Annotated in this window: 22 protein-coding genes; 5 read left to right on the top strand and 17 right to left on the bottom strand. The window is 37.3% G+C overall.

The window, feature by feature from the left end; genetic code table 11:
- Window positions 1–16: 16 nt before the first annotated feature.
- Both EUBELI_RS12085 and EUBELI_RS12080 read right to left on the bottom strand, forming a co-directional pair.
- Entirely contained in the window at window positions 17–688 is a 672-nt protein-coding gene (locus EUBELI_RS12085; protein WP_012740651.1) for a response regulator transcription factor, read from the bottom strand.
- 24 nt (window positions 689–712) lie between these two features.
- Complete coding sequence (locus EUBELI_RS12080; protein ID WP_049777991.1) at window positions 713–1,363, bottom strand: hypothetical protein; 651 nt, start codon at window positions 1,361–1,363, stop codon at window positions 713–715.
- Between the two features lie 241 nt (window positions 1,364–1,604).
- Between EUBELI_RS12080 and alr the strand changes: the two genes are divergently transcribed.
- Genes alr through EUBELI_RS12060 form a run of 4 tightly spaced genes read left to right on the top strand, consistent with a single transcriptional unit; the run spans window position 1,605 to window position 5,226 of the window.
- A complete protein-coding gene (gene alr, locus EUBELI_RS12075) occupies window positions 1,605–2,774 on the top strand; it encodes an alanine racemase (RefSeq protein WP_012740648.1) in 1,170 nt (389 codons plus the stop codon).
- 4 nt (window positions 2,775–2,778) lie between these two features.
- Entirely contained in the window at window positions 2,779–3,738 is a 960-nt protein-coding gene (locus EUBELI_RS12070) for a TAXI family TRAP transporter solute-binding subunit (protein WP_041688934.1), read from the top strand.
- Window positions 3,739–3,784: 46 nt separating this feature from the next.
- The gene (gltS, locus tag EUBELI_RS12065; protein WP_012740646.1) at window positions 3,785–4,978 is read left to right on the top strand and encodes a sodium/glutamate symporter; all 1,194 of its coding nucleotides are present in this window, start codon (window positions 3,785–3,787) and stop codon (window positions 4,976–4,978) included.
- 17 nt (window positions 4,979–4,995) lie between these two features.
- On the top strand, window positions 4,996–5,226 hold the full coding sequence (locus tag EUBELI_RS12060; RefSeq protein ID WP_012740645.1) for a hypothetical protein: 231 nt from the start codon (window positions 4,996–4,998) through the stop codon (window positions 5,224–5,226).
- A 46-nt stretch (window positions 5,227–5,272) separates the two neighbouring features.
- On the opposite strand, the gene EUBELI_RS14770 is transcribed toward EUBELI_RS12060, so the two are convergent.
- From EUBELI_RS14770 to EUBELI_RS12025, 7 genes are all read right to left on the bottom strand, one after another.
- On the bottom strand, window positions 5,273–6,580 hold the full coding sequence (locus tag EUBELI_RS14770) for a response regulator (RefSeq protein ID WP_012740644.1): 1,308 nt from the start codon (window positions 6,578–6,580) through the stop codon (window positions 5,273–5,275).
- Window positions 6,581–6,667: 87 nt separating this feature from the next.
- The gene (locus tag EUBELI_RS12050) at window positions 6,668–7,978 is read right to left on the bottom strand and encodes an O-acetylhomoserine aminocarboxypropyltransferase/cysteine synthase family protein (RefSeq protein ID WP_012740643.1); all 1,311 of its coding nucleotides are present in this window, start codon (window positions 7,976–7,978) and stop codon (window positions 6,668–6,670) included.
- 483 nt (window positions 7,979–8,461) lie between these two features.
- A complete protein-coding gene (locus EUBELI_RS12045; protein WP_041689112.1) occupies window positions 8,462–9,661 on the bottom strand; it encodes a cysteine desulfurase family protein in 1,200 nt (399 codons plus the stop codon).
- A 28-nt stretch (window positions 9,662–9,689) separates the two neighbouring features.
- A complete protein-coding gene (mnmA, locus tag EUBELI_RS12040; RefSeq protein WP_012740641.1) occupies window positions 9,690–10,757 on the bottom strand; it encodes a tRNA 2-thiouridine(34) synthase MnmA in 1,068 nt (355 codons plus the stop codon).
- A 9-nt stretch (window positions 10,758–10,766) separates the two neighbouring features.
- Window positions 10,767–12,029 (bottom strand): thiamine phosphate synthase, encoded by a 1,263-nt coding sequence (thiE, locus tag EUBELI_RS14900; RefSeq protein WP_322576664.1) that lies wholly within the window; start codon window positions 12,027–12,029, stop codon window positions 10,767–10,769.
- 171 nt (window positions 12,030–12,200) lie between these two features.
- Window positions 12,201–13,538, bottom strand: coding sequence for an MATE family efflux transporter (locus EUBELI_RS12030; RefSeq protein WP_012740639.1), 1,338 nt, complete (start codon window positions 13,536–13,538; stop codon window positions 12,201–12,203).
- A gap of 127 nt (window positions 13,539–13,665) precedes the next feature.
- On the bottom strand, window positions 13,666–14,298 hold the full coding sequence (locus EUBELI_RS12025) for an MBL fold metallo-hydrolase (protein ID WP_012740638.1): 633 nt from the start codon (window positions 14,296–14,298) through the stop codon (window positions 13,666–13,668).
- 243 nt (window positions 14,299–14,541) lie between these two features.
- On the opposite strand from EUBELI_RS12025, the gene EUBELI_RS12020 reads away from it, so the two are divergent.
- On the top strand, window positions 14,542–15,435 hold the full coding sequence (locus EUBELI_RS12020) for a DegV family protein (protein WP_049777990.1): 894 nt from the start codon (window positions 14,542–14,544) through the stop codon (window positions 15,433–15,435).
- Here EUBELI_RS12020 and EUBELI_RS14495 read toward each other — a convergent pair.
- From EUBELI_RS14495 to EUBELI_RS11975, 8 genes are all read right to left on the bottom strand, one after another.
- Window positions 15,378–16,250: an NUDIX hydrolase gene (locus EUBELI_RS14495; RefSeq protein WP_012740636.1), complete on the bottom strand. Its 873-nt coding sequence runs from the start codon at window positions 16,248–16,250 to the stop codon at window positions 15,378–15,380. The genes EUBELI_RS12020 and EUBELI_RS14495 overlap by 58 nt on opposite strands.
- A gap of 551 nt (window positions 16,251–16,801) precedes the next feature.
- Window positions 16,802–18,376: a cardiolipin synthase gene (gene cls / locus EUBELI_RS12005; protein ID WP_012740635.1), complete on the bottom strand. Its 1,575-nt coding sequence runs from the start codon at window positions 18,374–18,376 to the stop codon at window positions 16,802–16,804.
- A gap of 27 nt (window positions 18,377–18,403) precedes the next feature.
- Window positions 18,404–20,227 carry an ABC transporter ATP-binding protein gene (locus tag EUBELI_RS12000; RefSeq protein ID WP_012740634.1) on the bottom strand — a complete coding sequence of 608 codons (1,824 nt, stop codon included), beginning with the start codon at window positions 20,225–20,227 and terminating at the stop codon, window positions 18,404–18,406.
- A gap of 47 nt (window positions 20,228–20,274) precedes the next feature.
- A complete protein-coding gene (locus EUBELI_RS11995) occupies window positions 20,275–22,002 on the bottom strand; it encodes an ABC transporter ATP-binding protein (protein WP_012740633.1) in 1,728 nt (575 codons plus the stop codon).
- A gap of 25 nt (window positions 22,003–22,027) precedes the next feature.
- Window positions 22,028–22,531 (bottom strand): NUDIX hydrolase, encoded by a 504-nt coding sequence (locus EUBELI_RS11990; protein ID WP_012740632.1) that lies wholly within the window; start codon window positions 22,529–22,531, stop codon window positions 22,028–22,030.
- A gap of 21 nt (window positions 22,532–22,552) precedes the next feature.
- Window positions 22,553–23,410 carry an NAD(P)/FAD-dependent oxidoreductase gene (locus EUBELI_RS11985; protein WP_012740631.1) on the bottom strand — a complete coding sequence of 286 codons (858 nt, stop codon included), beginning with the start codon at window positions 23,408–23,410 and terminating at the stop codon, window positions 22,553–22,555.
- Window positions 23,411–23,454: 44 nt separating this feature from the next.
- On the bottom strand, window positions 23,455–25,113 hold the full coding sequence (gltX, locus tag EUBELI_RS11980) for a glutamate--tRNA ligase (protein ID WP_012740630.1): 1,659 nt from the start codon (window positions 25,111–25,113) through the stop codon (window positions 23,455–23,457).
- Window positions 25,114–25,187: 74 nt separating this feature from the next.
- Window positions 25,188–26,024, bottom strand: a complete 837-nt coding sequence (locus EUBELI_RS11975) for a Cof-type HAD-IIB family hydrolase (RefSeq protein ID WP_012740629.1) — start codon at window positions 26,022–26,024, stop codon at window positions 25,188–25,190.
- Window positions 26,025–26,075 lie beyond the last annotated feature (51 nt).

Below are 26,075 nucleotides of genomic sequence, written 5' to 3'. Positions count from 1 at the left end.
ATATACCTTCTTTATATTAGTTGTTATTTTTTAAATAATATCCCATATTTCTTCTTGTAGCAATAGAATAATCAGACTTTAAAGCTTCAAGTTTTCTCCTGAGATAAGATATATAAGTCCATACGGTGCTGATATCAGAATCAGATTCACTGTCCCAGATTTTCTCCATAAAATGTTCTGCCGAAATAACCTGAGTTTTATTATTCATGAACATCAGCATCATCTGATATTCCTTATTAGTAAGAAGAAATGAACCTGAAGGAGAAGATAATTCACATGTAGTTGTGTTCAGCGAAATATTTCCAAGTGTAATAACATTATCTTGTTGTTTTTCAGAGCGTGTAAGTACACGGATTCTTGCAAGCAGTTCCCTTGTGTCAAATGGTTTGGTAAGATAATCGTTAGCACCATTATCAAGCCCTTCTACTTTATCATCTATTTCAGTCTTTGCAGTAAGCATAAGAACCGGAATGTTGCTGCCACATTTTCTTAAATTCTTTAAAGCTGTAATTCCATCCATTACCGGCATCATAATATCCATAATTACAGCATCATATATATCTTCTTCTAGATAATCAAGGGCCATCTGACCATTTTCAACGCAGTCAACAGAATAATTATTCTTCTGTAATATAGTTGATACGGCCCTTGATAATGAGCGGTCATCTTCAACTAATAATATTCTCATATATAATCCTCCAGTCGAATAATATTAATTCCAGTAGCCAAGTTCTATACCCTTTAAGTATATAGCTTTGGCTTTGGAGTAATATCCATAAGAGTTAAAATGTGTGAAATCAGCACGAAGCTGTTCAGGAAGATTGCCTGTCTGTATATCAATTATATCATTTTCGGTTGGTGTAAGTCCACAGTCAGATAGTGCATTTTCCATAAGATAAAGTCTTGTGTTAAGGAAATGTTCTCCAAATGCATCATACAGAGCTTGTTCCCATAATGTTGCATGAAGTCCTGCATAATTACCATTATTATCGTATATATCCTGATATATGTCAGCTGATTCTCCCGGATTATCAGTATCACCAACAATTATATAATCAGCATAATAGCTGTTATCAATTATATTCTGATATTGTTTTATAAGTTCATCATAATCATTCTCCCAGCCACCATTACTTCCCATCTCAAGAATAAGAATATCATTGCAATGGTCATAAGCTGCTTTAGGAATAACTCTTGTCCATGCGTTAATATACATTTCAGTTACAGAATTACAGTCTGCATCAGAGCATATAGAAATATATAAGCCTTCATCAGCTTTTTCGACATAACATAAAACATCATTAATACATACTGTGTCTGGATATGTGTTATCTTCATATCCATATCCGCTATAGTCATCCATATCGATTGTTTCTTCATTTTCATCAACAAATTTTACATAAGCTAATGAGTGGTCGGTTATATAGATATCACGGTCAGTGTATATTGGAATTCCGCCCGCACGTAAAGCAATCTGATATCTTTTATCTTTGTTCTGACATTACTATAAAATGTCAACCTAAAATTAATTTAAAAAATATTCACTAATCATCAATAAAATGGTAAAATATTAAAATATGTTTAGATAATGGAGGCAGATTATTATGGATTCAACATTAAGAAGAACATGGGCTGAAATAGATATGGATGCACTTGCACATAATTATGAAACATTACGGAAAAGAATTGGAGAAAATGTTAAGTTTTTAGGCGTTGTAAAAGCGGATGCTTACGGACATGGTTCTGTACAGGTAAGCAGACTTTTACAGGAGTCCGGAGCAGATTATCTTGCAGTAAGCAGTATAGATGAAGCTGTAGAATTAAGACATAATGGTATTACAATGCCGGTTCTTATACTTGGACATACACCTAAGGAAGAAGTATCTGAACTTATTAAGAATAATATAACACAGGCTGTAACATGCAGGGCTAAGGCACTTGAATACAGTGAGGAAGCTGTTAAATGTGGTGGTACATTAAAGATTCATATTAAAGTTGATACAGGAATGTCAAGACTTGGATATCTGTGTGACGGAGATTATTTTGAAAGTGGTGTTGAAGGAATATGTGAAGGCTGTACTCTTCCAGGTCTTGATGCTGAGGGAATATTCACACATTTTGCAGTATCTGATGAATTTGGAGAAGAATATGAAAGCTATACTAAGCATCAGTTTGAATTGTTTACCAGTGTGATTGATGAAGTTGAGAAAAAACTTGGAAAGAAATTCAAGATAAGACACTGTGCCAATACAGGTGCTGTTGCAAGATATCCTGAAACATGGCTTGACATGGTAAGACCAGGACTTCTGCTCTATGGATATGGAGATTTTGCACAGGAGCTTGGACTTAAGCCTGTTATGTCACTTAAGACAACAGTAAGCACAATCAAGACTTACCCTGCCGGAACAGCAATAAGCTATGGAGGAATATACAAGACTGACAGAAAGACAAGAATGGGAGTTGTTCCTTATGGATATGCTGATGGATATTTCAGATGCCTTTCTAACAGATATGAACTTATGACAGAAGAAGGTCCTGCTCCACAGAGAGGCAAGATATGTATGGATATGTGCATGATTGATCTTACAGATAAAATGAATGTTGACGTTGGTAGTGAAGTAGAGATATTTGGTAAGGCTAATCCTATTGAGCATATGGCACAGCTTGCAGGAACAATTCCTTATGAGCTTACATGTGCAGTAAGTAAGCGTGTCCCTAGAATGTACATAAAGGATGGCAAAGTTTATGAAAAAGAATTATTGTTAAGAGGATAAATGAATGAAGAAAATATTATGTGTATTAATGTCCTGTTTATTGTTTGTGATGGCAGGATGTAGCGGGCATAGTAAGAATTTGAAATTTGGTGCAGCAGATATAGGCGGAGTGTATTATTCATTTGCAAGCACGTTTACACAGTTGGCAGATAAAGAGATTGATGGATATACATTTGAAACAAAGACTACTGCTGGTTCGGTTGCTAATTTAAGGCTTATATCTGATGGGTATATAGACCTTGCTATTGTCCAGGCAGATCTGTTAAGTGATGCATATAATGCAACTGGTACATTTGCTGATAAAAAATACCAGAAGGGTTACAAAGCGGTTGCTTCCCTTTATACAGAATGCTGCCAGATTGTTGTAAGGAAAGATTCTGGAATCACAGGTATTGATGACCTGATTAATAAAACTGTAAGTGTCGGTGCATCAGAGTCAGGATCTGAAAAGAATGCAGAGCAGATATTAAAGATGAGTGGAATTACTGACGAGCTTATTAATAAGGTCAATATGGATTATACAGAAGCTGCTGAAAAACTTAAAGCTGGAGAAATTGATGCATTTTTCTGTACAGCAGGAACAAGAACAGAAGTTATTGGACAGTTATCTAAGGAATGTGACATATGTCTTATAAGTCTTGATGACAAATGCATAGACAAGATGTTATCAGCGTATTCTCTCTGTGAAAAATATACTATTCCGGCAGGAACTTATAATGGTCAGGATTCTGATGTGACAACTATTGGTGTTAAGGCAGTTCTGATTGCAAAGCAGTCACTCTCAGACGATGTTATTAAGAATGTGACTAAGACAATATATGAGCATGCTGATGATTTTAAGTATGCTACATCTCTTGATATTTCATTTGATATAAATACGGCGGCTGATGGAGTAGATATTCCGTTCCATTCAGGTGCAGCAGCTTATTATACAGAGCGTGGCATCAATGTTTTGACAGAATAATTAATTCTGTATATCAGGTTAATGCTATAAAGAATGGAGAAATTTAATGAAGGTTCAGTTAGATATGTATCAGACGCTGGCTATTGCGGTACTTGTACTGCTTCTAGGCAGCTATTTACGAAAGAAAATTAAATTCCTTGAAAGGTTCTGTATACCGGCACCTGTTGTAGGAGGACTGTTGTTTGCTATATTTACATGTATATGTTATGTTACTCATATATTAGAGTTTTCATTTGATGACACACTTAAAGAAGTATGCATGGTATTCTTTTTTACATCCGTAGGATTTCAGGCTAATCTTAAAGTACTTAAAAAGGGCGGAAAATCTATGGTGATATTTTTAGGATTAGTTATAGTACTTATATTTATACAGAATGGTGTTGCAGTAGGTTTATCTAAGGTTATTGGGCTTGATTCACTTATAGGAATGTGTACAGGCTCAATACCTATGGTTGGCGGACATGGTACTGCGGGTGCATTTGGACCGGTACTTGAAGATTTTAATGTTAAGGGTGCAACGACAATATGTACTGCTGCAGCTACATTTGGTCTTATATTTGGAAGTCTTGTAGGAGGACCATTAGGCAAGAGACTTATTGAGAAGAAAAACCTTTTAGATACAGCAATTCCAGAGGATGACAGTCTTCTTATTGAAGACGAAAAGAAGCATGAAAGACATTCCAGAATGTATGCATCAGCCGTATTCCAGCTAATTATTGCTATTGGTATAGGAACTATTTTTTCATGGGCTCTTACGAAGACAGGACTTACTTTTCCTATATACATCGGGGCCATGATTGCAGCTGCGCTTATGCGTAACATTGCAGAATATGCAGGAAATGGAAAGCTTGTTATTCATATGGGAGAAATTAATGACCTTGGAGGTATAAGTTTATCATTATTTCTTGGAATGGCTATGATTACACTTAAGTTATGGCAGCTTGCATCACTAGCTCTTCCGCTTGTTATACTTCTTGGTGCACAGATAATTGTTATTGTTTTATTTACATATTTTATTGTATTCAATATTATGGGAAAAGATTACGATGCAGCAGTTCTTGTTGCAGGTACATGTGGATTTGGAATGGGAGCAACGCCTAATGCCATGGCAAATATGCAGGCAGTATGTGACAAATATGTTCCATCAGTTAAGGCTTATCTGTTAATACCACTTATAGGAAGTCTTTTTGCAGATTTCCTGAATAGTCTGGTTATAACTTTTTTTATCAATATATTATAATTATAGAGGAGTTAAATATGTTTAATATATTCAAAAAGGTAAAAAATAAAGTGAATACATCTGAAAAGGATTATAGTCTGTCGTATGATAATCTTGCTATTCCTGAGATACACAAGAAAGATTCAGGAAGTGAAGAAGATGATGCGGATATATCTTCAAATATAGTTCCGGATGATAATACAGATAAGCCACATGTCACATATGACAGTCTGGCAGTTCCAGAAGTGCATTTTAGAAAGAATAAATAAAAATAATGGGATGATACCTTTAGTGATATCATCCCATTATTTTTTTTTAACCCTCAAGAACTTCTTCAATATTCTTAAGAATCTCTTCTTTATCAAATGGCTTGGTAATAAATCGTTTAGCACCAAGCTTAAGAGCCTCAATTACTTTATGCTGCTGTCCGGCAGCAGTTATCATAATTACTTTGGCATTAGAGTCATAAGCCTTAATTTCTTTAAGAGCTTCTGTACCATCCATGTTAGGCATTGTAATATCAAGTGTAATTATATCAGGGTAATATGTCTTATAAGCAAGTACACCCTCTAATCCGTCAGTTGCTTCAGCTAATACAGCGTAACCGGCCTCTTCAAGAATATCACGCAGAATCTTTCTTGACATTCCTGAATCATCAACGATAACTACTGTTCCTTTGCTGTCTAATGTCACTTCTCCACCTGCTTTTGCCATAATCTTTCTTACAACAGGCATATCTCCAGCTTTGGTTTCATCAGAGGCAGATATGAAAAGCAGAACTTCACTGTCATGGATATGAATAGGAAGTACATAAGCATCTCCTTTGGCAAACTGATTTTCATAAGCAAACTGTGGAGTAATCTCTAACATGCTGCCCTTCTTAGAAAGTGCTGTTGCAAACAATCCGCTTATACAATTAGTAAATTCACCTATAGCATCGTATACTTCTATTCCAAGATTAGATATATTACTATGAGAGAATCCATTAGCTATATCAACTATAGCTGTCTGTTCACCAACACTTGCAAAACCAACAATAATATCAAGGTCACCTTCTAATTTCTGACCAGCAAGACATCTGTATTCAAGCTGTGAAATATGCTTAATTCTGTCTATATAGAAATCAGATGTTACAAATCTTTCAATATTAGCAAGTGCAAGCCTGCATATATCAGTTACATATGACTTTGATGAAAAGGCAAATATTGGAACAATCTGTTCTAAATCATCATTCTTAAGACCATCCATATCCTCATCAGTAAAACCATGCTCCTTCTGGAATTCCTTAAGAAGCTCATCAACCTTCGATACTGATATATCTGCTGCTTCTGAAAGAACAGAAAGGAATATTGCATAAGCACTTCCCTGCTTTTTAAGAAGAACATCTAACTGTTCTTCAGTCATATAACCCTCTCCAACAGCGATTTCACCAAATCTTGCATCCTTTGTTGTCTGTAAATGATTAATTTCATTCGCCTGTTTGTCAGTAATAATACCATCAGCTACAGCAATTACACCAAGCTTTGCTCTTGATTCAGCAAGTCTTTCCATTATAGATTTGTACTTATCCCTGTCTATAATCTCTTTTTCGATAAGAAATTTACCAAATAATTGACAAAACATTACATATCCTCCTAAACATTCACGATTTATTAATTAAATATATTTTATCAGCATTAGTCGGATATGTAAAGAATGTGTCAATGCAAATTATTGTAAAGCCTTGAATGCTTCATCAAGATCTTCAATGATATCATCAATATTCTCTGTACCAATTGAAAGTCTGATTGTGTTAGGCTTGATTCCCTGATCAAGAAGCTCAGCTTCGTTGCACTCTGAATGAGTTGTGCTTGCCGGGTGGATTGCTAATGACTTAACATCGGCAACATTAGCAAGAAGTGAGAATAACTCAAGGTTATCAATGAACTTCTGTGCTTGGGCAGCACCGCCTTTGATTTCAAATGTAAAGATTGAACCACCGCCGTTAGGGAAGTACTTCTTATAAAGAGCCTGCTGTTCTTCGTTAGTAGAGATTGAAGGATGATTTACCTTCTCAACTAATGGCTGATCCTTTAAGTACTGAACAACCTTTAATGCGTTCTCTACATGTCTCTCAACTCTGAGTGATAATGTTTCAAGTCCCTGAAGGAAGATGAATGAATGAACTGGAGAAATTGTAGCTCCTGTATCACGAAGAAGGATAGCTCTGATATATGTAACGAATGCAGCAGGTGCTGTATCCTTTGCAAAGCTTACACCGTGGTATGATACATTTGGCTCAACAAGCCATGGGAACTTATCAGCTGCTCCTACCCAGTCAAACTTACCACTATCAACGATTACACCGCCAAGTGTTGTACCGTGACCACCGATGAACTTTGTAGCTGAATGGATAACGATATCTGCACCGTATTCGATAGGTCTTACAAGGTAAGGTGTTGCAAATGTGTTATCAACAACAAGTGGGATGTTGTGTGCATGTGCAATCTTAGCAATTCTTTCAATATCAACAACTTCTGAATTAGGATTTCCGAGTGTTTCAATCTGAACAGCCTTAGTATTAGGCTTGATTGCTGCTTCAATAGCATCATAATCAAAAGGATCTACGAATGTAGCTTCAATTCCGTAATCTGGAAGTGTATGTGCAAGAAGGTTATATGTTCCGCCGTAGATATTCTTAGCTGCTACAATGTGATCTCCTGCATGAGCAAGTGCCTGGAAAGCATAAGCTAAAGCTGCTGCACCAGAACCAACAGCAAGTGCTGCTACACCACCTTCAAGTGCTGCGATTCTTTTTTCAAATACATCCTCTGTTGGATTAGTAAGACGTCCGTAGATGTTACCTGCATCCTTAAGACCAAATCTGTCAGCAGCATGCTGGCTGTTATGGAATACATATGATGATGTAAGGTAAATAGGTACTGCTCTAGCATCTGTTACCGGATCAGGCTGTTCCTGTCCTACATGAAGCTGTAATGTTTCAAACTTTAAATTTCTTTCAGAGTAAGATTTCTTTGCCATAATTAATTACCATCCTTTTTAATTTATTTCAAAAATGTATTGCTTTCTTGATGTTGATGATAATATAAACCCTTATCCCTACTATGTCAATAGGTTTGTATGATATTTTTGAAAATATTTTAAAGATTATATTGTTTTTGTCGTTGAATTGGGGAGTCTGAAGGATATTCATTACAGATGATTCATGATATAGCATTATGCTATACAACATGATACCTATACATAGTCGTATATTTAATGTCTTATAGGTCAAAAATTCTGATGCCTATATAGATAGTTATTGCGTAAGCCTATATGTTGTAAATAAGCAGATTGTTTATAGGTATATTGGTATCATTAAAGACTTTTTATATAGTAAAATTGATAGAATATACCTATAAAACTTATAATATTTATGAATTTATAGGAAAACTCACTTTGTTTTAATGAAAATTGCTGGATATAAGACCATATTATATGGATTTACGGATATAATGTTTAGTTTTATCCACGCAGCCTCGCAACAGCGGCTTTCAGCGCATCTATTGCATAGTCAGCATCTTCCTTGGTTAAATCCTTATCTATGCTTAATCTTAAAGCACCTTTAGTTTCACCTTTGCTTCGTCCGATAGCAAGAAGCACATGTGAAGGGTCGATTGAGCCTGCAGCACATGCTGAACCGCTGGATGCACATATACCGTTCATGTCAAGCATAATAAGTAAAGAATCACCTGAAACATCTTTAAAGCAGAAATGCATATTAGACGGAAGACGCTTCAGGCTGCACATGGGCATACCTGCCGAAACAGCATTGATTTCGGCATTAGCATCAATACAAGGTCCATCAAAAGTAATGTCAGGAATCTCACCAAGAATCCTGTTAACAATATAATTACGCATATTAATAATTGTATGTGTATCTTTATCAAGTGTATCTAAGGCAAGCTTTACAGCCTTTCCCATGCCGACAATGCCTGGAACATTGCTTGTTCCGGCGCGTCTTGCACGCTCCTGTGCGCCACCATGTATGAAAGGCTCTAACTTGGCAGAATTCTTCATGTACATGAAACCGACGCCTTTAGGACCGTGGAACTTGTGTGCGCTTGCACTTAACAGGTCAATATTCATCTCTGTGACATTAATTGGGACATGACACATAGCCTGAACTGCATCAGTGTGAAAAAGAATGCCATGCTTATGTGCAATCTCACCTATTTCACAGACAGGTTCAATTGTTCCGATTTCATTGTTGGCAAACATAACACTTATAAGAATTGTTTTGTCAGTGATGGCATTCTCGACATCTTCTAATGAAACAAAGCCCTCGCTGTCAACATCAAGGTAAGTTATCTCGAATCCATTCTTTTCAAGATATGCACATGTATTAAGAATTGCATGATGCTCTATTTTAGTTGTTATAATGTGGTTGCCTTTATCTCTAAGTCCGAATGCAGCAGACTTTAAAGCCCAGTTATCAGACTCGCTTCCACCGCCTGTAAAATATATTTCATTGCTTTTAGCAGCGCCAATACTGTCAGCTATAATTTCCCTTGCATCTTCAATAGCCATCTTGCTTTTCTGGGCAAAATTATATACAGAAGAAGGATTGCCATAATATTCAGTAAAGAATGGAAGCATTGCAGACACAACCTCTGGTGCGGTTGATGTAGTTGCTGCGTTATCCATATATATAAGTTTTTCCATAATATTGTCCTTATTAATTAAAAAATAATTAAATAATAGTTCCACCGCCAAGTACATTGTCCCCGTCATATAATACAAGCGCCTGACCTGGTGTTACGGCACGAACAGGCTCGTCAAATGTACATTCAAGAGTATTCTCATCAAACATTCTTATAGTACACATAGCACCCTCATGGCTGTAACGGATTTTACCTTTGGCACGCATTTCACCTTCAAGTGAAGGTATCGACATGAAATTAAGGTTGTTGGCATAAAGCTTAGGTGAGAACACATCTGAATTATCACCGATTACAACCTCGTTGGTTTCAGGGCGTATAGCAACAACAAATGCCGGCTTTCCAAGAGCAAGTCCAAGACCTTTTCTCTGACCAACTGTGTAGTGTATGATACCCTGATGTCTTCCGATTACATTGCCATTAACGTCAATGAAATTACCGGGAACAGAAGTATAGCCTGTTTCACGTTTTATAAAGCCTGCATAGTCATTATCAGGAATAAAGCATATTTCCATACTGTCAGGCTTCTTGGCAACAGTGATACCAATCTTAGATGCAATTTCACGGACCTGATCCTTAGTATAGTCACCAATAGGAAGAAGTGTGTGTGATAACTGTTCCTGTGTAAGATTATAAAGGGCGTAGGTCTGGTCTTTCCTGGCAGTTACTGAATTGCATATAGTGTATCTGCCATTAGGAAGCTGGTGGATTCTTGCATAGTGTCCTGTTGCAATGTAATCTGCTCCTATTTCAAGACTTCTCTTAAGAAGAGATTCCCACTTTACATAACGGTTGCAGGCGATACATGGATTAGGTGTACGGCCTTTTTTATATTCATCAACAAAATAGTCGATTACATTACATTTGAACTCATTCTTAAAATTCATTACATAATATGGGATGTCAAGCTGACCTGCAACACGCCTTGCATCATCAACAGCGCTGATACCGCAGCAGCCGTTCTCAGCGGCTTCTGTTGCATCGTCCTGCCATATCTGCATAGTCACACCTATTACATCATAGCCCTGTTCCTTTAATAGATAAGCGGCAACAGAGGAATCAACGCCCCCTGACATGCCGACAACAACTTTTTTCTTCATTACTAATCCTCAATCATTTCTTATATCTCTTATTTCGTCTGCAAATGCGCAGATTTCGTTCCAATGCTTCTTAGAATCCTCATCATATACAGCACATATCTTAAATCCACCCTGTTTGGCAGATTCAATGCCGTGAAGAACATCTTCATATACCCATGTATCTTCCGGTTTAAAATGCATTTTTTCAGCGATAAGCTTGTAGCTTTCCGGATTCTTTTTATTATATGGAATGTCATATACTGTAAAAATGTTGTTAAAACAGTCAGTTATTCCAAGACGGTTAAGTGCAGCGTCAACACAGCCTCTGTCAGAGCTTGTAAATATGCACATGTCAGATCCAGCTTCATGCTCACGTCTGATTAATTCAAGCATTCCGTCTTTAGCCGGAATATCTGTGCTGTAGTGTCTTGTCATAATATCCACGGCGGTCTGTCGCATAGTTGCTGCATCGGTGCTTATGCCTAATTCATCACGGAAATAAGCAGAACATTCATCAAGGTCCATTACATAAGTACGCTCGTCAAAGTCGTCAGGTAACTTATCAACATACTGCATGGCGTATTCCTTGGAAACATTTCTCCAGTAAGGCATAGAATCAAGAATAGTTCCGTCCATGTCAAATATGAAATCCCTGTGATAATTAAATACACGGCCAGTCTTTAAGTAAAGCTCTTTCGTAGCAAGTCCAGGATCATCAGCGGCAAATATAGCTGAAACAACAGCAATCCCGTCAACACCAGTGCCTGCAAGCTCACCGCAGTTGTCGTAATCAATACCGCCGATTGCAACGACAGGGATATTAACTGAACCTGCAACCTCAATCAGTCGCTCACGAGGCATGTATACAGCATCCTTTTTGGTACTTGAGCCAAATACAGCACCGGTTCCGATATAATCTGCACCAAGTTTTTCGGCTTCTTTCGCTTGTTCTACTGTCTTGGCGGTCATGCCGATAATCTTATTATCTCCAAGAATACTTCTTGCAGTCATATAGTCAGTGTCACTCTGTCCGATATGTACTCCGTCAGCGTCAGCTTCAAGTGCCGCCTGCACATCATCATCAATAACGAATGGAATACCATATTTTCGTGTAATTGGCTTAATTGCTTTTGCTTTTGCAACAATTTCTTCATGTGTCGCATTCTTTTCTCTTAATTGTAAAAATGTTGCTCCATTTTTTAATACATTTTCAACAACATCAATGAGACTGGCTCCGTTAAGCCAGCTTGTATCTGTGATTGCGTATAGACGCAGCTGTTCTTTTCTAATCATAATTAATTCTCCTGAATCAAATTCAATATGTATAATAACACATCTGCCTGTACCTTTGGCATACATTTTTTGACACATTTTAAAAATTTCTATAAAATATCTTGAAAAATGTTTAGAAGATGAGAAAAGAAAAATCCATGCACAAAGCAATTATAACTTTGTGCATGGATTTTAATTTATACTTTTAATATATGCCCTGTAATTCTTAACAAGCAATGGCACTTCCGCAATAAGCATGCCAATCCAGCCTGCAAGATAAGAGAAAGGAAGTGCTTCTATTCCCATGCCTAACGCAAATACAAGTGGAATTGCGGCAAGCACGCGGACACCCATATTGATAAAGCTTGAAAGCAGTGTAATCTTTAAGTCGCCGATTCCTCTGAAATATCCCTGAATACCATTAGTGATGGCAGGAAGTATGTACATTATAGAGATAAGCTTAAGGTAGATTACACCGTGTCTTATAACCTCAGTATCCGAAGTGAACAGCTTCATAAGTGGTCCTGCAAATACGAAACATACAAAGAATATGAAGATTCCATATATTATCTCAAGAATAATACCGGCTTTAAAGCCTTTGATTACTCTGTCGTCTCTTCCAGCGCCTTTGTTCTGTGCCATCATTGCTGTCATTCCGTGTGCAATATTCTGCTCGGGTGTATATGCATAGTCATCAATTCTGTTTACTACTGCAAATGCGGCTGAAACCGAAACGCCCATAGTGTTAATAATAGCCTGTATTCCTATTTTACCAAGCTGTACAGTAGCCTGCTGCATAGCAGATGCCCAGCCGTAGCTTATAGTTTTCTTAAGCAGTGAGCGGTCAAATACAAGCCACTTCTTGCCAAGACACAGAATCGGTACTTTGAATTTAATATATATCATGCAGAATACACAGCAGAGAGCCTCGCTTACTACAGTTGCAACTGCACATCCGTTGCTGCCGGCTTTCAGGACAACAACAAAGAAAAGGTCACCAAATACATTTAAAACTGCACTTATGATAAGGAAATACAGTGGTGTTGCACTATCTCCCAATGCCCTTAAAGTGCTTGAGAAAAAGTTATAAAGGAATGTGAAGATGAGTCCTAACATGATTATTCTTAAGTACTGGGTTGTAAGTGTCATAATTGATCTGTCAACCTGAACAAGCATAAGAATAGGTCTTGTAAATACTATTGCAATCAGTGTAAGTGCAAGTGAGAATATCATACCTGATATCATAGTTGTACTTATCTGGCGGGAAAGTGTGTCCATTTTCTTACCGCCGAAATAATTACCCATAAGAATACTTGCACCCATACATAATCCGTTAAGGAAAAGAATAATGAGTGTAGTTATTGGATTGCATATTCCAACAGCAGCCAGTGCTTCTTTTCCAACAAATCTTCCGACAATAATAGAGTCAACCGCATTATAAGTAAGCTGAAATATATTTCCTAGTATAAGTGGAATTGTGAATTTAATTAACATAGGCATAATTCTGCCCTGAGTTAAATCTTTTGCCATAATTGATGAAACCTCTTATGTGAATTTCGTAAATGATACTGTCCAAGTGTTTGATTTTAATGCTTATTTTTAAATATGTCAAGAAATATGTTATTTACAATTACAAGCCGCAAATTAAGATAAAAAATTAATAACCTGTAATAACAGTACTTAGTCTGCACTTACGTTCATAATCAAGAGATGTCTCTTGTCTATGACCAGGGTATATTTTATAATCGCCAATTAAAGTGTTCATCATTTTTTCTATTGATGAAATAAGTAATTTCTCATTTCCGCCAGGTAAAGAAGTTTTACCATGTTTTTCAAACATAATGGTGTCACCAGAGAAAATATTATCATTAACAATGATTGCCATTGAACCGTCTGTATGTCCTGGCATACCTAAGAAAGAAAATGATAACTCATCAAGATTAATTATATCGTCTTCACAAATTAATATATCGGCTTTTACAGCTTTATAAGGTATTTTAACATAAGGTCTTTCATTAATGAGTTCTTCGTCTTCAAGTCGTCCGGCATCAATTTTAGATATAATAACAGGTACATTAAAATATTCTTTCACTTCTTTTAATGCTAAAATATGATCTGTATGACCATGTGTTATAAAAATGTATTTAAGACACAATCCATTTTCTTCAATTGTTTTAATAATTTCAGCAGCATTATCTGCTGGGTCAATCAGAATTGCATTTTTCTTATTCGAAGAAACAATATATACATTTGTGCTGCATGCACCCAATACTAGTTTTGTAATATTCATAATTCTTTACACCTCCCATTTTTATTAGAATATATCTATACATATTCTAATTATATCAATTCTGTGTATATATAAATACTAAAAAAATACATGATGATATTTAAATCACATATTTTTATTTAAGAATTCCCTGCTAAAACTTTGAATATCAAAATACCCTTGACAATTATTTAATTAAATGATAACATTCAACAAGAAACTTTGAATATCAAAATATATCAAAATCTTTAAAGGAGTATGATTATGTTAAGAATTATTGCTGACAGCACATGTGATATATCTAAAGAAGATGCAAGAAAGATGGGGATTCAGATTGTTCCAATATCTGTAAGGTTTGGGGATGAAGAATTCTTAGATGGAGTTGAGATAACACATGAGGAATTTTATACAAGACTTGCTGAATGTGATGAATTACCTAAGACTTCACAGCCAAGCCCTGATGCATTCATGAAAGTATTTAATGAAGCTGTTGCTGACGGGGATGATGTACTAGGAATATTCATATCTTCTGATTTATCAGGAACATATCAGAGTGCCTGCCTTGCTGCTTTAGACGTTGAAGAAGAAACAGGAAAGAAATTATACATGGTAGATTCAAGAAGTGCATCAATTGGAACTGCCCTTCTAATCAGAGAAGCCGTCAAGTTAAGAGATGCCGGTGTAAATGTATCTGATATCGCTACTGCATGTACAGAGATGTCAAAATACATCAAGCTTACAGCTGTTGTCGGCTCGCTTAAATATCTTAAAATGGGAGGCAGACTTTCAGGAGCGGCTGCATTTGCAGGAACAATGCTTCATATAACACCGGTTGTAAGTATTGAAGATGGAAAAGTTGTTGTGATTGGAAAAACAAGAGGAAAAAAAGCAGCTGAAAAACTTATGCATGATAAGCTCACCAAAGACGGATTAAGTCTTACAAGAGATTTCATGTTTGGTCATATCAACTGCTCTGAATCCTTAGAAACATTTATTAATAAGAGTCTTACTTATATATCTGATGTTAATGGAAATGTTTGTGTAAGCTCTATTGGCTGTTCTGTTGGAACTCATGTAGGTCCAGGAACATATGGAATTGCTTATGTAGAAGCCGCTGAATCAGGAATGAATCGTGAAAGCATCGTAAAGACGGCCTGATTCTTATAGCGTCGCTGTTCTGATGGAACGAATCTGTCAGAATTAACAAGCTCATCAAATTCCTTATACGGAACATACATGTAGTCCATGGTTTCTCCTTCCTGAAGGGTAACATGGACTTCTTTTTCTATTAAATTAAGGTAACTGTGATATATGGCATGTTTAGGCTTATCCACATAGCTGTAGAGTACAATGAGGTCTTCAGTAGAAATCTTAATGCCAGTCTCTTCATATAACTCACGAACCGCACCTTCAGCCGCTGTTTCACCTTTAAGTATAGAACCACCTGTAACTTCCCACTTAAGAGGGTATGTTTTATTTCGTGAACGTTCTGTCGTAAGAAGCTTACCATCCTTAGTCATAGTATAGACATTGACAATGACATGATATACCCCATCAGGTAAAGATTTTGCCTGGCTTCTTTTTAAATCGAAACCTAACAGCTTTTCATTCTCATCATAGGCATCCCATAATTCCTCGTCAACTATTTCAACAAAACTGTCGTAATACTGCTCTTCGAAATATATCATTTCTTCAATTTGCTGGATTGTGTAAGATATATTTTCAGGTGCAATTATCCAGACAGTTTCAGGATCATCACGGCGTCTTGCTACAGCAATAAGCTCTCCGATATATTCATCAACGGCAACATCTACACCTAACAGATAAACTCTCTGTTTATCAAGCTCAGAAAATCCGGCTGTTCTTTCGACATCTACATAGCCACAATTAATAGGATAGACCACCGAGGGGTTATCTTCATCAGTGCTACCTAATGGGTGGTCGATTTTCACGGTTACAGTTTCTTCTCTCATTACTTCTCCTTGTTAAATGTTTATTAACTTGATATTTGTTATTTCGTGTGTGAGTCATTATTGTAGTTATTTTGTCTGTGTCTGGCATATGTGTTTGAACGATTCGTTAGAATTGCGTTAATTTATCAGGTGTTATTTTCGGCTCATACGTTTGTGTACATTCGCCAGATGAACACTTTCACCTAGATGTACGTCTGAGGCACACTCTCTCATGAGTGTTTCGCTTAGTGGGAGTAAATGCCGCTATCTACAAAGTTTATTACGGTGCGGTAAATCAAACGCGCTTCGCTTGAACGTGCTTTCCCGCACCGCCCTTATGTATATAGCGGCATTAACTCCCACACAGCTCACAATAAATCGAGAGTGTGTCTCAGACGAACAACTACGGCGAAAGTGTACAGCTGTCGAATGAACATAAACAATCGAAAGAGCCGAAAATAATACCGATAAATTAGCAATTCTTAACGTGTTCAAACATATATGCCAGACACAGACAAAACAATTAAAAACTGAATCTCACATACGAAATAACAAATATGAATATACACTAATTAGAACAAAGGTGCAACCAGTCTTAATATACATTGTCCGATTCTCAAGATTCTCGGCTTATTGATGTACTTGTCGGTTACTTCCTCACTTCTTCTGAAAATGTTGTAGAAATCATTAAGTATGTCGGCAGCAGTTTCCCTGCCATATACATACGCGGCATTTTCAAAGTGAAGGTAAAGACTTCTGAAGTCCATATTGATTGTGCCTACAACAGATACTTCTCCATCGCTTACCCACTGTTTTGCATGAATGAAGCCCGGTGTGTATTCGTATATTCTTACGCCGTATCTTACGAGATCTGCATAATATGATCTTGTGAGGCTGTAAGTAAGCTTCTTATCAGGAATACCAGGTGTTACAATTCTAACATCAACACCTCTCATTGCTGCCATTGCAAGCTCTCTGGACATCTCTTCTGTAATAAGCAGATATGGTGTTGTAATGTAAAGATAATGCTTGGCACTCTTAATAATATTAAGATAAACATTTTCAGCAACCCTGTTGTTATTAAGTGGACTGTCAGCGTAAGGAACAACATACTGATTATTATTAACAGCCTTGTAGCCATAGTCAGAGGCTTTAATATATTTGACATAATCATCCTGAGGCTCATCTGTTTTCTTAATAGAGTTCCACATAGAAAGAAACAGCATTGTAAGAGTCTTAACGGCATCGCCGGTCAGTTTAAGACCGGTATCCTTCCACTCCCCATATGGGTGTGTTATGTTAAAGTACTCGTCAGCAAGATTATAACCTCCAGTGAATCCGACCTTACCGTCAATTACGGTAATTTTTCTGTGATCACGGTTATTCATGAACATGTTAAATGCAAGCTTGATTGGATTAAATACACGGCAGTCAATGCCATTTGCACGCATTTCCTTGATGAAATCCTTGTTAAGGAAGAAGATACTTCCTACATCATCATAGAATAAACGGACTTCAACGCCTGCAGCAGCTTTTTTTATAAGAACGTCCTTAATTCTGTCAAAGCTGGAAGCCTCTTCAATAGCGTGATATTCCATAAATATGAACTTCTCAGCTTTTTCAAGTTCTGTAAGCTGTGCTTCAAGGCCTTCTTCACCTATAGAATAAAATTCAATATCTGTATTCTTATATACAGGATATCCTTCATGATCACTAAGATAATGGAACTGGTTATATATATAGATATCCTTATCTTTAACCTCTTTAAGAATGTTTTCATCCTGAGAAAGAGATTTTTTATAGGATTCTTCTATTGAATTGAACCTTTTCTTTACCGCCCTTGTAACAATGGAACGTCCAAAAAGCAGATAAATAAGTATACCAAGTATAGGAAATGCAAGAATTACAATTATCCATGGCATTTTCATGGCTGAATTAGTAGATGTTCCGTATATCTTAAGCACAAGAATAATTGCAATAAATGTGCTTAATAATGAAATCCATGCGTAGTCCCTGTAAAAATATAATAAAAGATAAGCCAGCCACGCAACCTGGATAAGTACAAATATACCTGTAGCCAGAAGCCGTCCAAAACTGTTTTTTACGGCTGTTTTCTTTTCGGTTCTCATATGCTTGCGATTATCCATAATTTTCTTATCTCCTTGTCCTATTAATCAGATTGCCTTTCCAGCAAACTGTGTCATATACAGCTCATAATATCTGCCTTTAGCAGAAAGCAGAGACTCATGATTACCTGTCTCGACAACTCTTCCATTATCCATAACAACTATGACGTCAGCGTCCTGAATAGTTGACAGTCGGTGTGCAATAATAAGGCTTGTTCTGTTCTTCATAAGATTAGTCATTGCATCCTGAATCTTTTTTTCTGTTCGTGTATCAACACTTGAGGTTGCTTCATCGAGTATAAGAATCTTAGGACTGGCAACAAATGCTCTTGCAATTGATAGTAACTGGCGTTGTCCCTGTGACAGATTCTGTCCATCTTTGGCGAGCATGGAATCATATCCATCAGGAAGATGCATAATCATATTATGGCAGTTAGCCTTCTTTGCAGCAGCAATGATTTCAGTATCTGTTGCATCCTGTCTTGAATATAGAAGATTATTCTTTACAGTGTCGGCAAAAAGAACAGTATCCTGTAAAACAATTGCAGTATTCTTCCTAAGATTCTCACAGTCGATATCTTTAATATTAACACCATCAATGGTTATACTGCCGTTGTCAATATCGTAGAATCTCATAAGAAGATTGACAACAGTAGTCTTGCCGCTACCGGTGCTTCCTACAAGTGCAACCTTCTGTCCTGCTTTAACCTTAAGGTTGAAATCATGTAATACTTGTTTCCCCGGAATATAAGAGAAATCAACATGGTTAAATTCAATGTTGCCGGTAGAATTATCCATTGTAAATTCACCTGATTTGTCCTCGGAAGGTTCATCAAGAACAGCAAATACTCGCTCAGCACCGGCTATTGCAGTCTGAATCTGACCCCATATATTGGCAAGCTCGTCAATAGGTCTGCCAAACTGCTTGGCATATACGATAAATGCTGATATTACACCGATAGATACATATCCTTTAATTGCAAAATATCCTCCGGCTGCGGCAATAATGACAAAGCCGATATTGTTAATGACATTCATAACAGGTCCCATAGAACCACCAAGAATCTCAGCTTTAATACCAACCTTAGTCAGTTCGTCGGAAGTTTTATCAAAATCACCGCATACATTTTCCTGTCTGTCAAATGCTGTAACAGTCTTGATACCAGTGACCATCTCCTCAACAGTTCCATTAAGCTGGCCTAAAAGAACCTGTCGTCTGGAATAGAATTTTCTCATAGCTTTAGACAAATTCTTAGTTGCAAATATAGTAAGAATTACTGTTGTGCAGGAACATAATGCAAGCTGTGGGGATAAAGCAACCATCATAATGACAGTTCCAATAATAGTGAGAACACCTGAGAATAACGAACTCATGGACTGTGATACAGTGTTGGAGATATTCTCAACATCATTAGTCATCCGGCTCATAATGTCGCCATGTGAATGCTGGTCAAGATACTTGACAGACATGCCGACAATCTTATCAAAAAGATCCTGTCTCATATGCTTTACAATTCTCTGGCTTAATATGGCACTTAGTCTTGTCTGTATAAATGTACATATACTGTATATTATGTATACCACCAACATGAAAATAAGTATATGGTTTAAATTATTAAATTTTCTTAAAGAAATATAATCAATTGCCTGACTCTGAAGCTTTGGAGCATAGACAGAGCATACAACCATTACAACTACAGCGATGAAAAGAGCGATAATCACAGGTATTTCTTTAGCAAAATACTGCATAAGGCGCATAAATGTTTCCTTGCCGTTGACAGGCTTTTCGACAGCTGCCCCCCTGTTTCTAGGTCCTCCCTTCATGCCGGGAATTTTCATATTAACTTGTGAAGTATTCTTATCCTCAGCCATAATATTTCTATCTCCTTGATTAGATTCTAACTTACATTTTGTAAAGCCTACTTCTTATTCAACTGCGAATTATATATATCCTGATATATAGCACTGTTTTTCAGCAGCTCCTCATGAGTACCGACAGCACTTATATGTCCGTCATCAAGAATTACAATTCTGTCAGCATCTTTAACAGAGGCAATTCGCTGTGCAATAATAATCTTAGTAGTGTCCGGATATGCATTTTTAAGCATTGAATACAGATTAGCTTCTGTCTTTAAGTCAAGTGCACTTGTTGCATCATCAAATATAATAATCTCTGCCTGTTTAAGAATTGTACGGCTTATGGCAACTCTCTGCTTCTGACCGCCGGAAAGACTCGTTCCCTGTTGTGTTACAAGAGTGTCAAATCCATCTGCTGAAGTGCTGATAAATTCCATAGCCTGTGCGATAGAAGCTGCATTTGCAATGTCATTTTCAGTTGCGTTTTCACGGCCCCACTGGATGTTCTCTTTAATTGTGCTCTGGAATATTTCACTTTTCTGCAGAGCGACAGATATACGCTCACGCAGATTCTTAAGGTTATATTCCCTTACATCAATATCATCAACAAGCACGCTTCCTTCGCATACATCATAGAATCTTGGAATCAGGTTAATAAGACTTGTTTTACCGCAGCCGGTTTCACCAAGAATACCGATAGTTTCGCCGGGATTGATAACAAGATTAATATTATCAAGAATCTTCTTATCGCCAGTTAATGGATATGCAAATGTTACATTTTTAAATTCAATCTTACCCTTAACTGAAGGTTTTCCGTCAAATGAACCGTTTTTGATAGAAGGCTCGCAGGCAAGCACCTCATTAATTCGTCTGCCTGAAGCAATACCTCTTGAAGCAGTCTGGAACATATTAGTCATTCGCATAACCGCATTAAGTGACTGCGTGACATATGTAATTGCTGCCATGACATTACCTGGTGTAACAGAACCGCTGGAAACCTGAATACCACCGACCTTGATAACTGCAACTACAGACAGGTTGAGAATAATATTCATAATTGGCTGCATATATGAGAAAATCATCAGCACATTAAGCTGAGTATTTACAAGGTCGTCATTGGATTTTCCGAACCGTTCTTTTTCGTAATCTTCTTTAACATATGCTTTGACAACACGGAAGCCTGATACATTTTCCTGCATCACATTATTAACATTGTCGAGCTTCTGCTGAAGCTTGGAAAAAAGTGGATTAGCTTTAGAAAGAAAATATATAACACATATGGTTACAAGCGGCAGGGCGCACGCGATTACTGCACCAAAGCTTAAGTTAAGGGATAACATGCATATTATGCCGCCAGCAAAAAGCATAAATGTCCTTATAAAACCACGCATGCTCATCTGTATGAAATTCTGAAGCTGTGTTATATCGTTGGTAATTCGCGTGATAAGCGAACCTGTAGAGAATTTGTCAGTCTGTTCGAATGAGAATGACATAATCTTTTTGAATGCGTCTTTTCTTAGATCATTACCGAAATTCTGTGATGCAATATTAGAACACACACCACATAAGATACCAGATAATCCGCCAAGAATTACGAATATTATCATCTTAAGTCCTTCGGTAAGTACAAGATTCAGATTCCCAACACCGTTATTTGATAAACCTAAAACACCTTCATCCACGATGGTGCTCATTAAACGAGGCTGAACGAGGTCCGCAAGAACCTCGCCCACCATGAATAAAGGTGCAAGAATGGCAAAAAGCCAGTATTTTTTAAGATATTTCAGCATATAAAACTCCCTGTCTTTAAATTAATTATTCAAAAACCTTCCTTATGCTGTCGTAATGAAGAAATTCTCCCCTGTCAGCGATAGCCTTGATTTCGTCTGCTGTAGCAAATCTGAAACCGGCAGTTTCTTCTGTCTGTAAATGTATATCTGCTTCTGTAATATCCATGTTAAACTTATAGATATCAACAAAATAATTATCCTTTTCTTCAGGATTATCTCTTCTGTAAGAAAATTCAAAGCCGCCATCAGCCTGTGATACATCAACGCCGGTTTCTTCTAATACTTCACGGCAGACAGCCTGAAAAGATGTCTCTCCAGCCTGGCATGCACCGCCTGAGACTTCCCAGTGCCCCGGTGCCCATGCTTTAGTTAAGACTCTCTGTGTTATTAAAAATGTATTATCAGGTCTTTTGATTATGCCAAGAACAGTCAGGTGATAGTCCCCATCTTTCATGTTCCAGTCATTACGTTTCATAGTACGGCCTGTAAGTTGTTTATCGACATCATAGATATCCCATATCTCGCCCATTATTAATTGTCTCCTGTTAAACTAATTATCTTTATGTTCTTTAAGATATTCAAGTACGCTGTGTACAGCAACATTTCCTTCACCAACAGCCTTGGCATACTGATAAGGTCTGCCTGTACAGTCACCTGCTGCATATACACCATCAATGTTAGTCATCTGAGTTCTGTCAACAATAATATGTCCACCAGCCATATCAAGTCCTGATAATAATACACCCGGATTGATAGAATCCTTTAAGAAGAAAGCTCCGCTTACAGGGATAGCTTCTCCCTTGAAAGTTACTGAAGCAACCTTCTTATCTCCGTCAACACTTGCAGGAAGTCCGTTAAAATGCGTTATGTTATCATATTGTAACGTGGTTTCCTTATAAGGTGTGAAAAGATATATATGATTAGCAAGTCCTGCTAAAAATGTTACTTCATCCTCGAATTTAGGTGATGCACATATAACAGCAATATCCTTATTCTTATATAATGCTCCATCACATGTAGCACAATAACTTACGCCACAACCTAAAAGCCTTGCTTCACCTTCAATCTCTCTTGTTGTTGTCATACCAACAGTCATTATGACAGCTTTGGCTTCATATATCTCATTATCAGCACCGGCTGCAAAATAACCGCCGCAGTCATATATGGAATTAACCTGTGACTCTGTTATAGTAATGCCACAGTCGTCAATCTGCTTTAAGAACACAGACTGCATTTCGCTTCCTGTAACAGCAGGAAGTCCAGGATAATTCATGATTTTCTCGGCTTTCTCTATCTTAGTGCTTAGTGCTCTTGAACCAAACCATATAAAGTTAAGATTTCTTGCTTTAGCAGTGAGTGCAGCAGATATTCCCGCAGGTCCGCTGCCGATTATCATAAGGTCATACATATTACATAGCCTCCTTATTATGTTGACTTATAAACTAGTATTAATTAAAGGAAACGGCTTATACGCTCTTTCATCTGCTCTTCGCCCATGATATGAACGATAGTCCATAAATCAGGTGTATTAGCTCTGCCGGTTACAGCAATTCTTACAACCTCTGCAACGTCTGATACATTACCCTTGAAGTTCTCCGGATTAGCCTTGTAAGCCTTCATATCAGAAGCATAGCCGTTCTTGTCAGCTATTTCCTTAAGCTTGTTAAACCACATGCTGTTATCATCATTATGGTCATAAGCTGCAAGGTAATCATTAAGAATAGCCTTAACCTCGTCATCAACTAATCTGAATTCATCTCTTTCACCAGACTCGCCATCAAAGAAGAAGCTGATAAGTTCAAATATCTGCTTAGCATACATGAAGTCTTTTCTTCTTCTCTTAGCACCAACACCCATGTAAAGTCTTAATATAGCAAGTAACTTCTCTTTGTCAGCAAACCATACCTTTTCCATCTCAGGTTCATTCTCTAATGCCCAGTTGTGAAGGAATTCATATAAATCATCCTCTGATAACTTGGAAAGCTCATTCTTACAGATGTTATGAAGCTTTTCTTTATCAAATAAGGCACCTGAAACACTCATCTTATCTACTGAGAATGGGAATTCATTGATATCCTTGTCAGGGAACTTCTCATGCCATTCCTCAAAGTTAGAGTTAAGGAGTGTAAGAAGATAGACCTTCATTGTGTATGGATGATATCCGTCTTTTCTGTAGTAATCAAGTGAAAGCTCCGGATCTTTTCTCTTAGATAACTTTCTCTTTCCGCCAGTCTCCTCATCAAACTTCATAAGGTGTGCTGTATGTGCATATTTTGGCATCTTAAAGCCTAATACATGGAATAATTCATAGTGGATTGGAACAGATGCAAGCCATTCACCGCCACGTACAACTGTAGTAGTTCTCATAAAGTGGTCATCAATTGCGTGTGCAAAATGATATGTTGGAATACCATCTTTCTTAAGAAGAACTACATCATGGATATTCTCTGGAAGCTTAATCTCTCCCTTAATGCTGTCTGTAAATGTGATTTCATTCTCAGGACTTCCCTGTGAACGAAGTCTTAATACATAAGGCTTTCCTGCCTTAAGATTTTCCTCGATAGTCTCTAAAGAAAGGTCACGGCATACAGCATATTTGCCATAATATCCAGTAAGAACCTTATCAGTCTCCTGCTGTAATCTTACAGCCTCAAGCTCTTCCTCTGTACAGAAGCAAGGGTAAGCAAGACCTTTAAGTACAAGTTCCTTTGCAAATGTATGATAGATATCAACTCTCTGTGTCTGATAATATGGTCCGTATGCATTAACCGGGTCAGAATCCGGGAAGCCTGCTCCTTCATCAAATTCAATATCAAAATATCTTAAAGAATTGATTACAAGGTCAACAGCACCTTCAACAGTTCTCTTGGCATCAGTATCTTCAATTCTTAAGTAGAATACACCACCATTCTTGTGTGCGATTCTCTCATCAGCTAAAGCACTGTAGAGATTGCCAAGATGGATAAAGCCTGTAGGGCTTGGACCTAATCTTGTTACTTCTGCCTTATTAGGAAGTTTTCTATATGGGTATTTCTCCTCATAATAATCAGGTGTCTTATCCACATCAGGGAATAAGAGTTCTGCTAATTTCTTACAATCCTGCTCGTTCATTATTAATCTCCTTATATTGCTAAATAAATCTCATAGTATTTTACACATTTTGCAGACGCATTTCAACCTTGAAATTAACATATATTAAGTATATTGCGGAATGCGTATGCTACGCCGTCTTTATCGTGGTGGAGGGTTATGTGGTCGGCTATTTGTTTCAGGTGAGGGGCGGCGTTTTCCATTGCGATACCGGTTCCGGCGTATTCTATCATGTCTGTGTCGTTGTCTGCGTCACCGAAGGCGGCTACATTTTCACGGGACAGACCGAGGTATTCTGTTAAGAACTTAACACCTGATTTTTTGCCGGCGTCTTTATATGATATCTCAAGAAGCTGGCTGATAGAACTTGTCATGTACACTTCGTCAGTTGCATTGCGTATTCTGTCCATTATGTTTTTCTTTAATTCTTCGTTGCCGACTACTATATCTAAACTGTCCAGTTCATGACAGTGTTCAAGTATAAAGTCTTTAATATCATCTTTTAGGATTCTTGTTTTCTTAACATAGGCAAGTGAGTGTTCTGTAGCACCGTATTTTTCAGGGTGTCTGATATACTCTGTTGAAGCGAAGGCCTGTCCTTTTATAAATGCTTCATATGTAACTGTGTCATTGGCTGTAAGGTTAAGGATTGTCTTTACTGACGATGGAGTTAGAAGATATGATTTAAGACATTCCTTACCTGCAATTCTGTAAATTGCTGCACCGTTGCTGGTTATTGCATATTCAATTCCAGGAACTGATATGATATCCTCAGGCAGTGTGTCAAATGCACGTCCGCTTGCGATACATACATGCACTCCGTTGCTTATGGCATCGATTAATGCCTGTCTGTTTACTTCTGATAGATGGCTTTCTGAATTAAGAGTTGTCCTGTCTAAATCAAGAGCCACAAGTTTAATATCTGTATTCATAATAATCACCTTGTAAATATGTTATTTTCTTTATGTATATATAGAATACAT

Origin of the sequence: [Eubacterium] eligens ATCC 27750 (assembly GCF_000146185.1) — a bacterium.
Taxonomy (GTDB): domain Bacteria; phylum Bacillota; class Clostridia; order Lachnospirales; family Lachnospiraceae; genus Lachnospira; species Lachnospira eligens.
This window is presented reverse-complemented; position numbering and strand designations above follow the sequence as displayed.

Excerpts from the sequence above, each read along its gene's own strand:
- EUBELI_RS12085 (WP_012740651.1), bottom strand. The coding sequence starts at position 688 with ATGAGAATATTATTAGTTGAAGATGACCGCTCATTATCAAGGGCCGTA.
- EUBELI_RS12080 (WP_049777991.1), bottom strand. The coding sequence starts at position 1,363 with ATGGATGACTATAGCGGATATGGATATGAAGATAACACATATCCAGAC.
- alr (WP_012740648.1), top strand. The coding sequence starts at position 1,605 with ATGGATTCAACATTAAGAAGAACATGGGCTGAAATAGATATGGATGCA.
- EUBELI_RS12070 (WP_041688934.1), top strand. The coding sequence starts at position 2,779 with ATGAAGAAAATATTATGTGTATTAATGTCCTGTTTATTGTTTGTGATG.
- gltS (WP_012740646.1), top strand. The coding sequence starts at position 3,785 with ATGAAGGTTCAGTTAGATATGTATCAGACGCTGGCTATTGCGGTACTT.
- EUBELI_RS12060 (WP_012740645.1), top strand. The coding sequence starts at position 4,996 with ATGTTTAATATATTCAAAAAGGTAAAAAATAAAGTGAATACATCTGAA.
- EUBELI_RS14770 (WP_012740644.1), bottom strand. The coding sequence starts at position 6,580 with ATGTTTTGTCAATTATTTGGTAAATTTCTTATCGAAAAAGAGATTATA.
- EUBELI_RS12050 (WP_012740643.1), bottom strand. The coding sequence starts at position 7,978 with ATGGCAAAGAAATCTTACTCTGAAAGAAATTTAAAGTTTGAAACATTA.
- EUBELI_RS12045 (WP_041689112.1), bottom strand. The coding sequence starts at position 9,661 with ATGGAAAAACTTATATATATGGATAACGCAGCAACTACATCAACCGCA.
- mnmA (WP_012740641.1), bottom strand. The coding sequence starts at position 10,757 with ATGAAGAAAAAAGTTGTTGTCGGCATGTCAGGGGGCGTTGATTCCTCT.
- thiE (WP_322576664.1), bottom strand. The coding sequence starts at position 12,029 with ATGATTAGAAAAGAACAGCTGCGTCTATACGCAATCACAGATACAAGC.
- EUBELI_RS12030 (WP_012740639.1), bottom strand. The coding sequence starts at position 13,538 with ATGGCAAAAGATTTAACTCAGGGCAGAATTATGCCTATGTTAATTAAA.
- EUBELI_RS12025 (WP_012740638.1), bottom strand. The coding sequence starts at position 14,298 with ATGAATATTACAAAACTAGTATTGGGTGCATGCAGCACAAATGTATAT.
- EUBELI_RS12020 (WP_049777990.1), top strand. The coding sequence starts at position 14,542 with ATGTTAAGAATTATTGCTGACAGCACATGTGATATATCTAAAGAAGAT.
- EUBELI_RS14495 (WP_012740636.1), bottom strand. The coding sequence starts at position 16,250 with ATGAGAGAAGAAACTGTAACCGTGAAAATCGACCACCCATTAGGTAGC.
- cls (WP_012740635.1), bottom strand. The coding sequence starts at position 18,376 with ATGGATAATCGCAAGCATATGAGAACCGAAAAGAAAACAGCCGTAAAA.
- EUBELI_RS12000 (WP_012740634.1), bottom strand. The coding sequence starts at position 20,227 with ATGGCTGAGGATAAGAATACTTCACAAGTTAATATGAAAATTCCCGGC.
- EUBELI_RS11995 (WP_012740633.1), bottom strand. The coding sequence starts at position 22,002 with ATGCTGAAATATCTTAAAAAATACTGGCTTTTTGCCATTCTTGCACCT.
- EUBELI_RS11990 (WP_012740632.1), bottom strand. The coding sequence starts at position 22,531 with ATGGGCGAGATATGGGATATCTATGATGTCGATAAACAACTTACAGGC.
- EUBELI_RS11985 (WP_012740631.1), bottom strand. The coding sequence starts at position 23,410 with ATGTATGACCTTATGATAATCGGCAGCGGACCTGCGGGAATATCTGCT.
- gltX (WP_012740630.1), bottom strand. The coding sequence starts at position 25,113 with ATGAACGAGCAGGATTGTAAGAAATTAGCAGAACTCTTATTCCCTGAT.
- EUBELI_RS11975 (WP_012740629.1), bottom strand. The coding sequence starts at position 26,024 with ATGAATACAGATATTAAACTTGTGGCTCTTGATTTAGACAGGACAACT.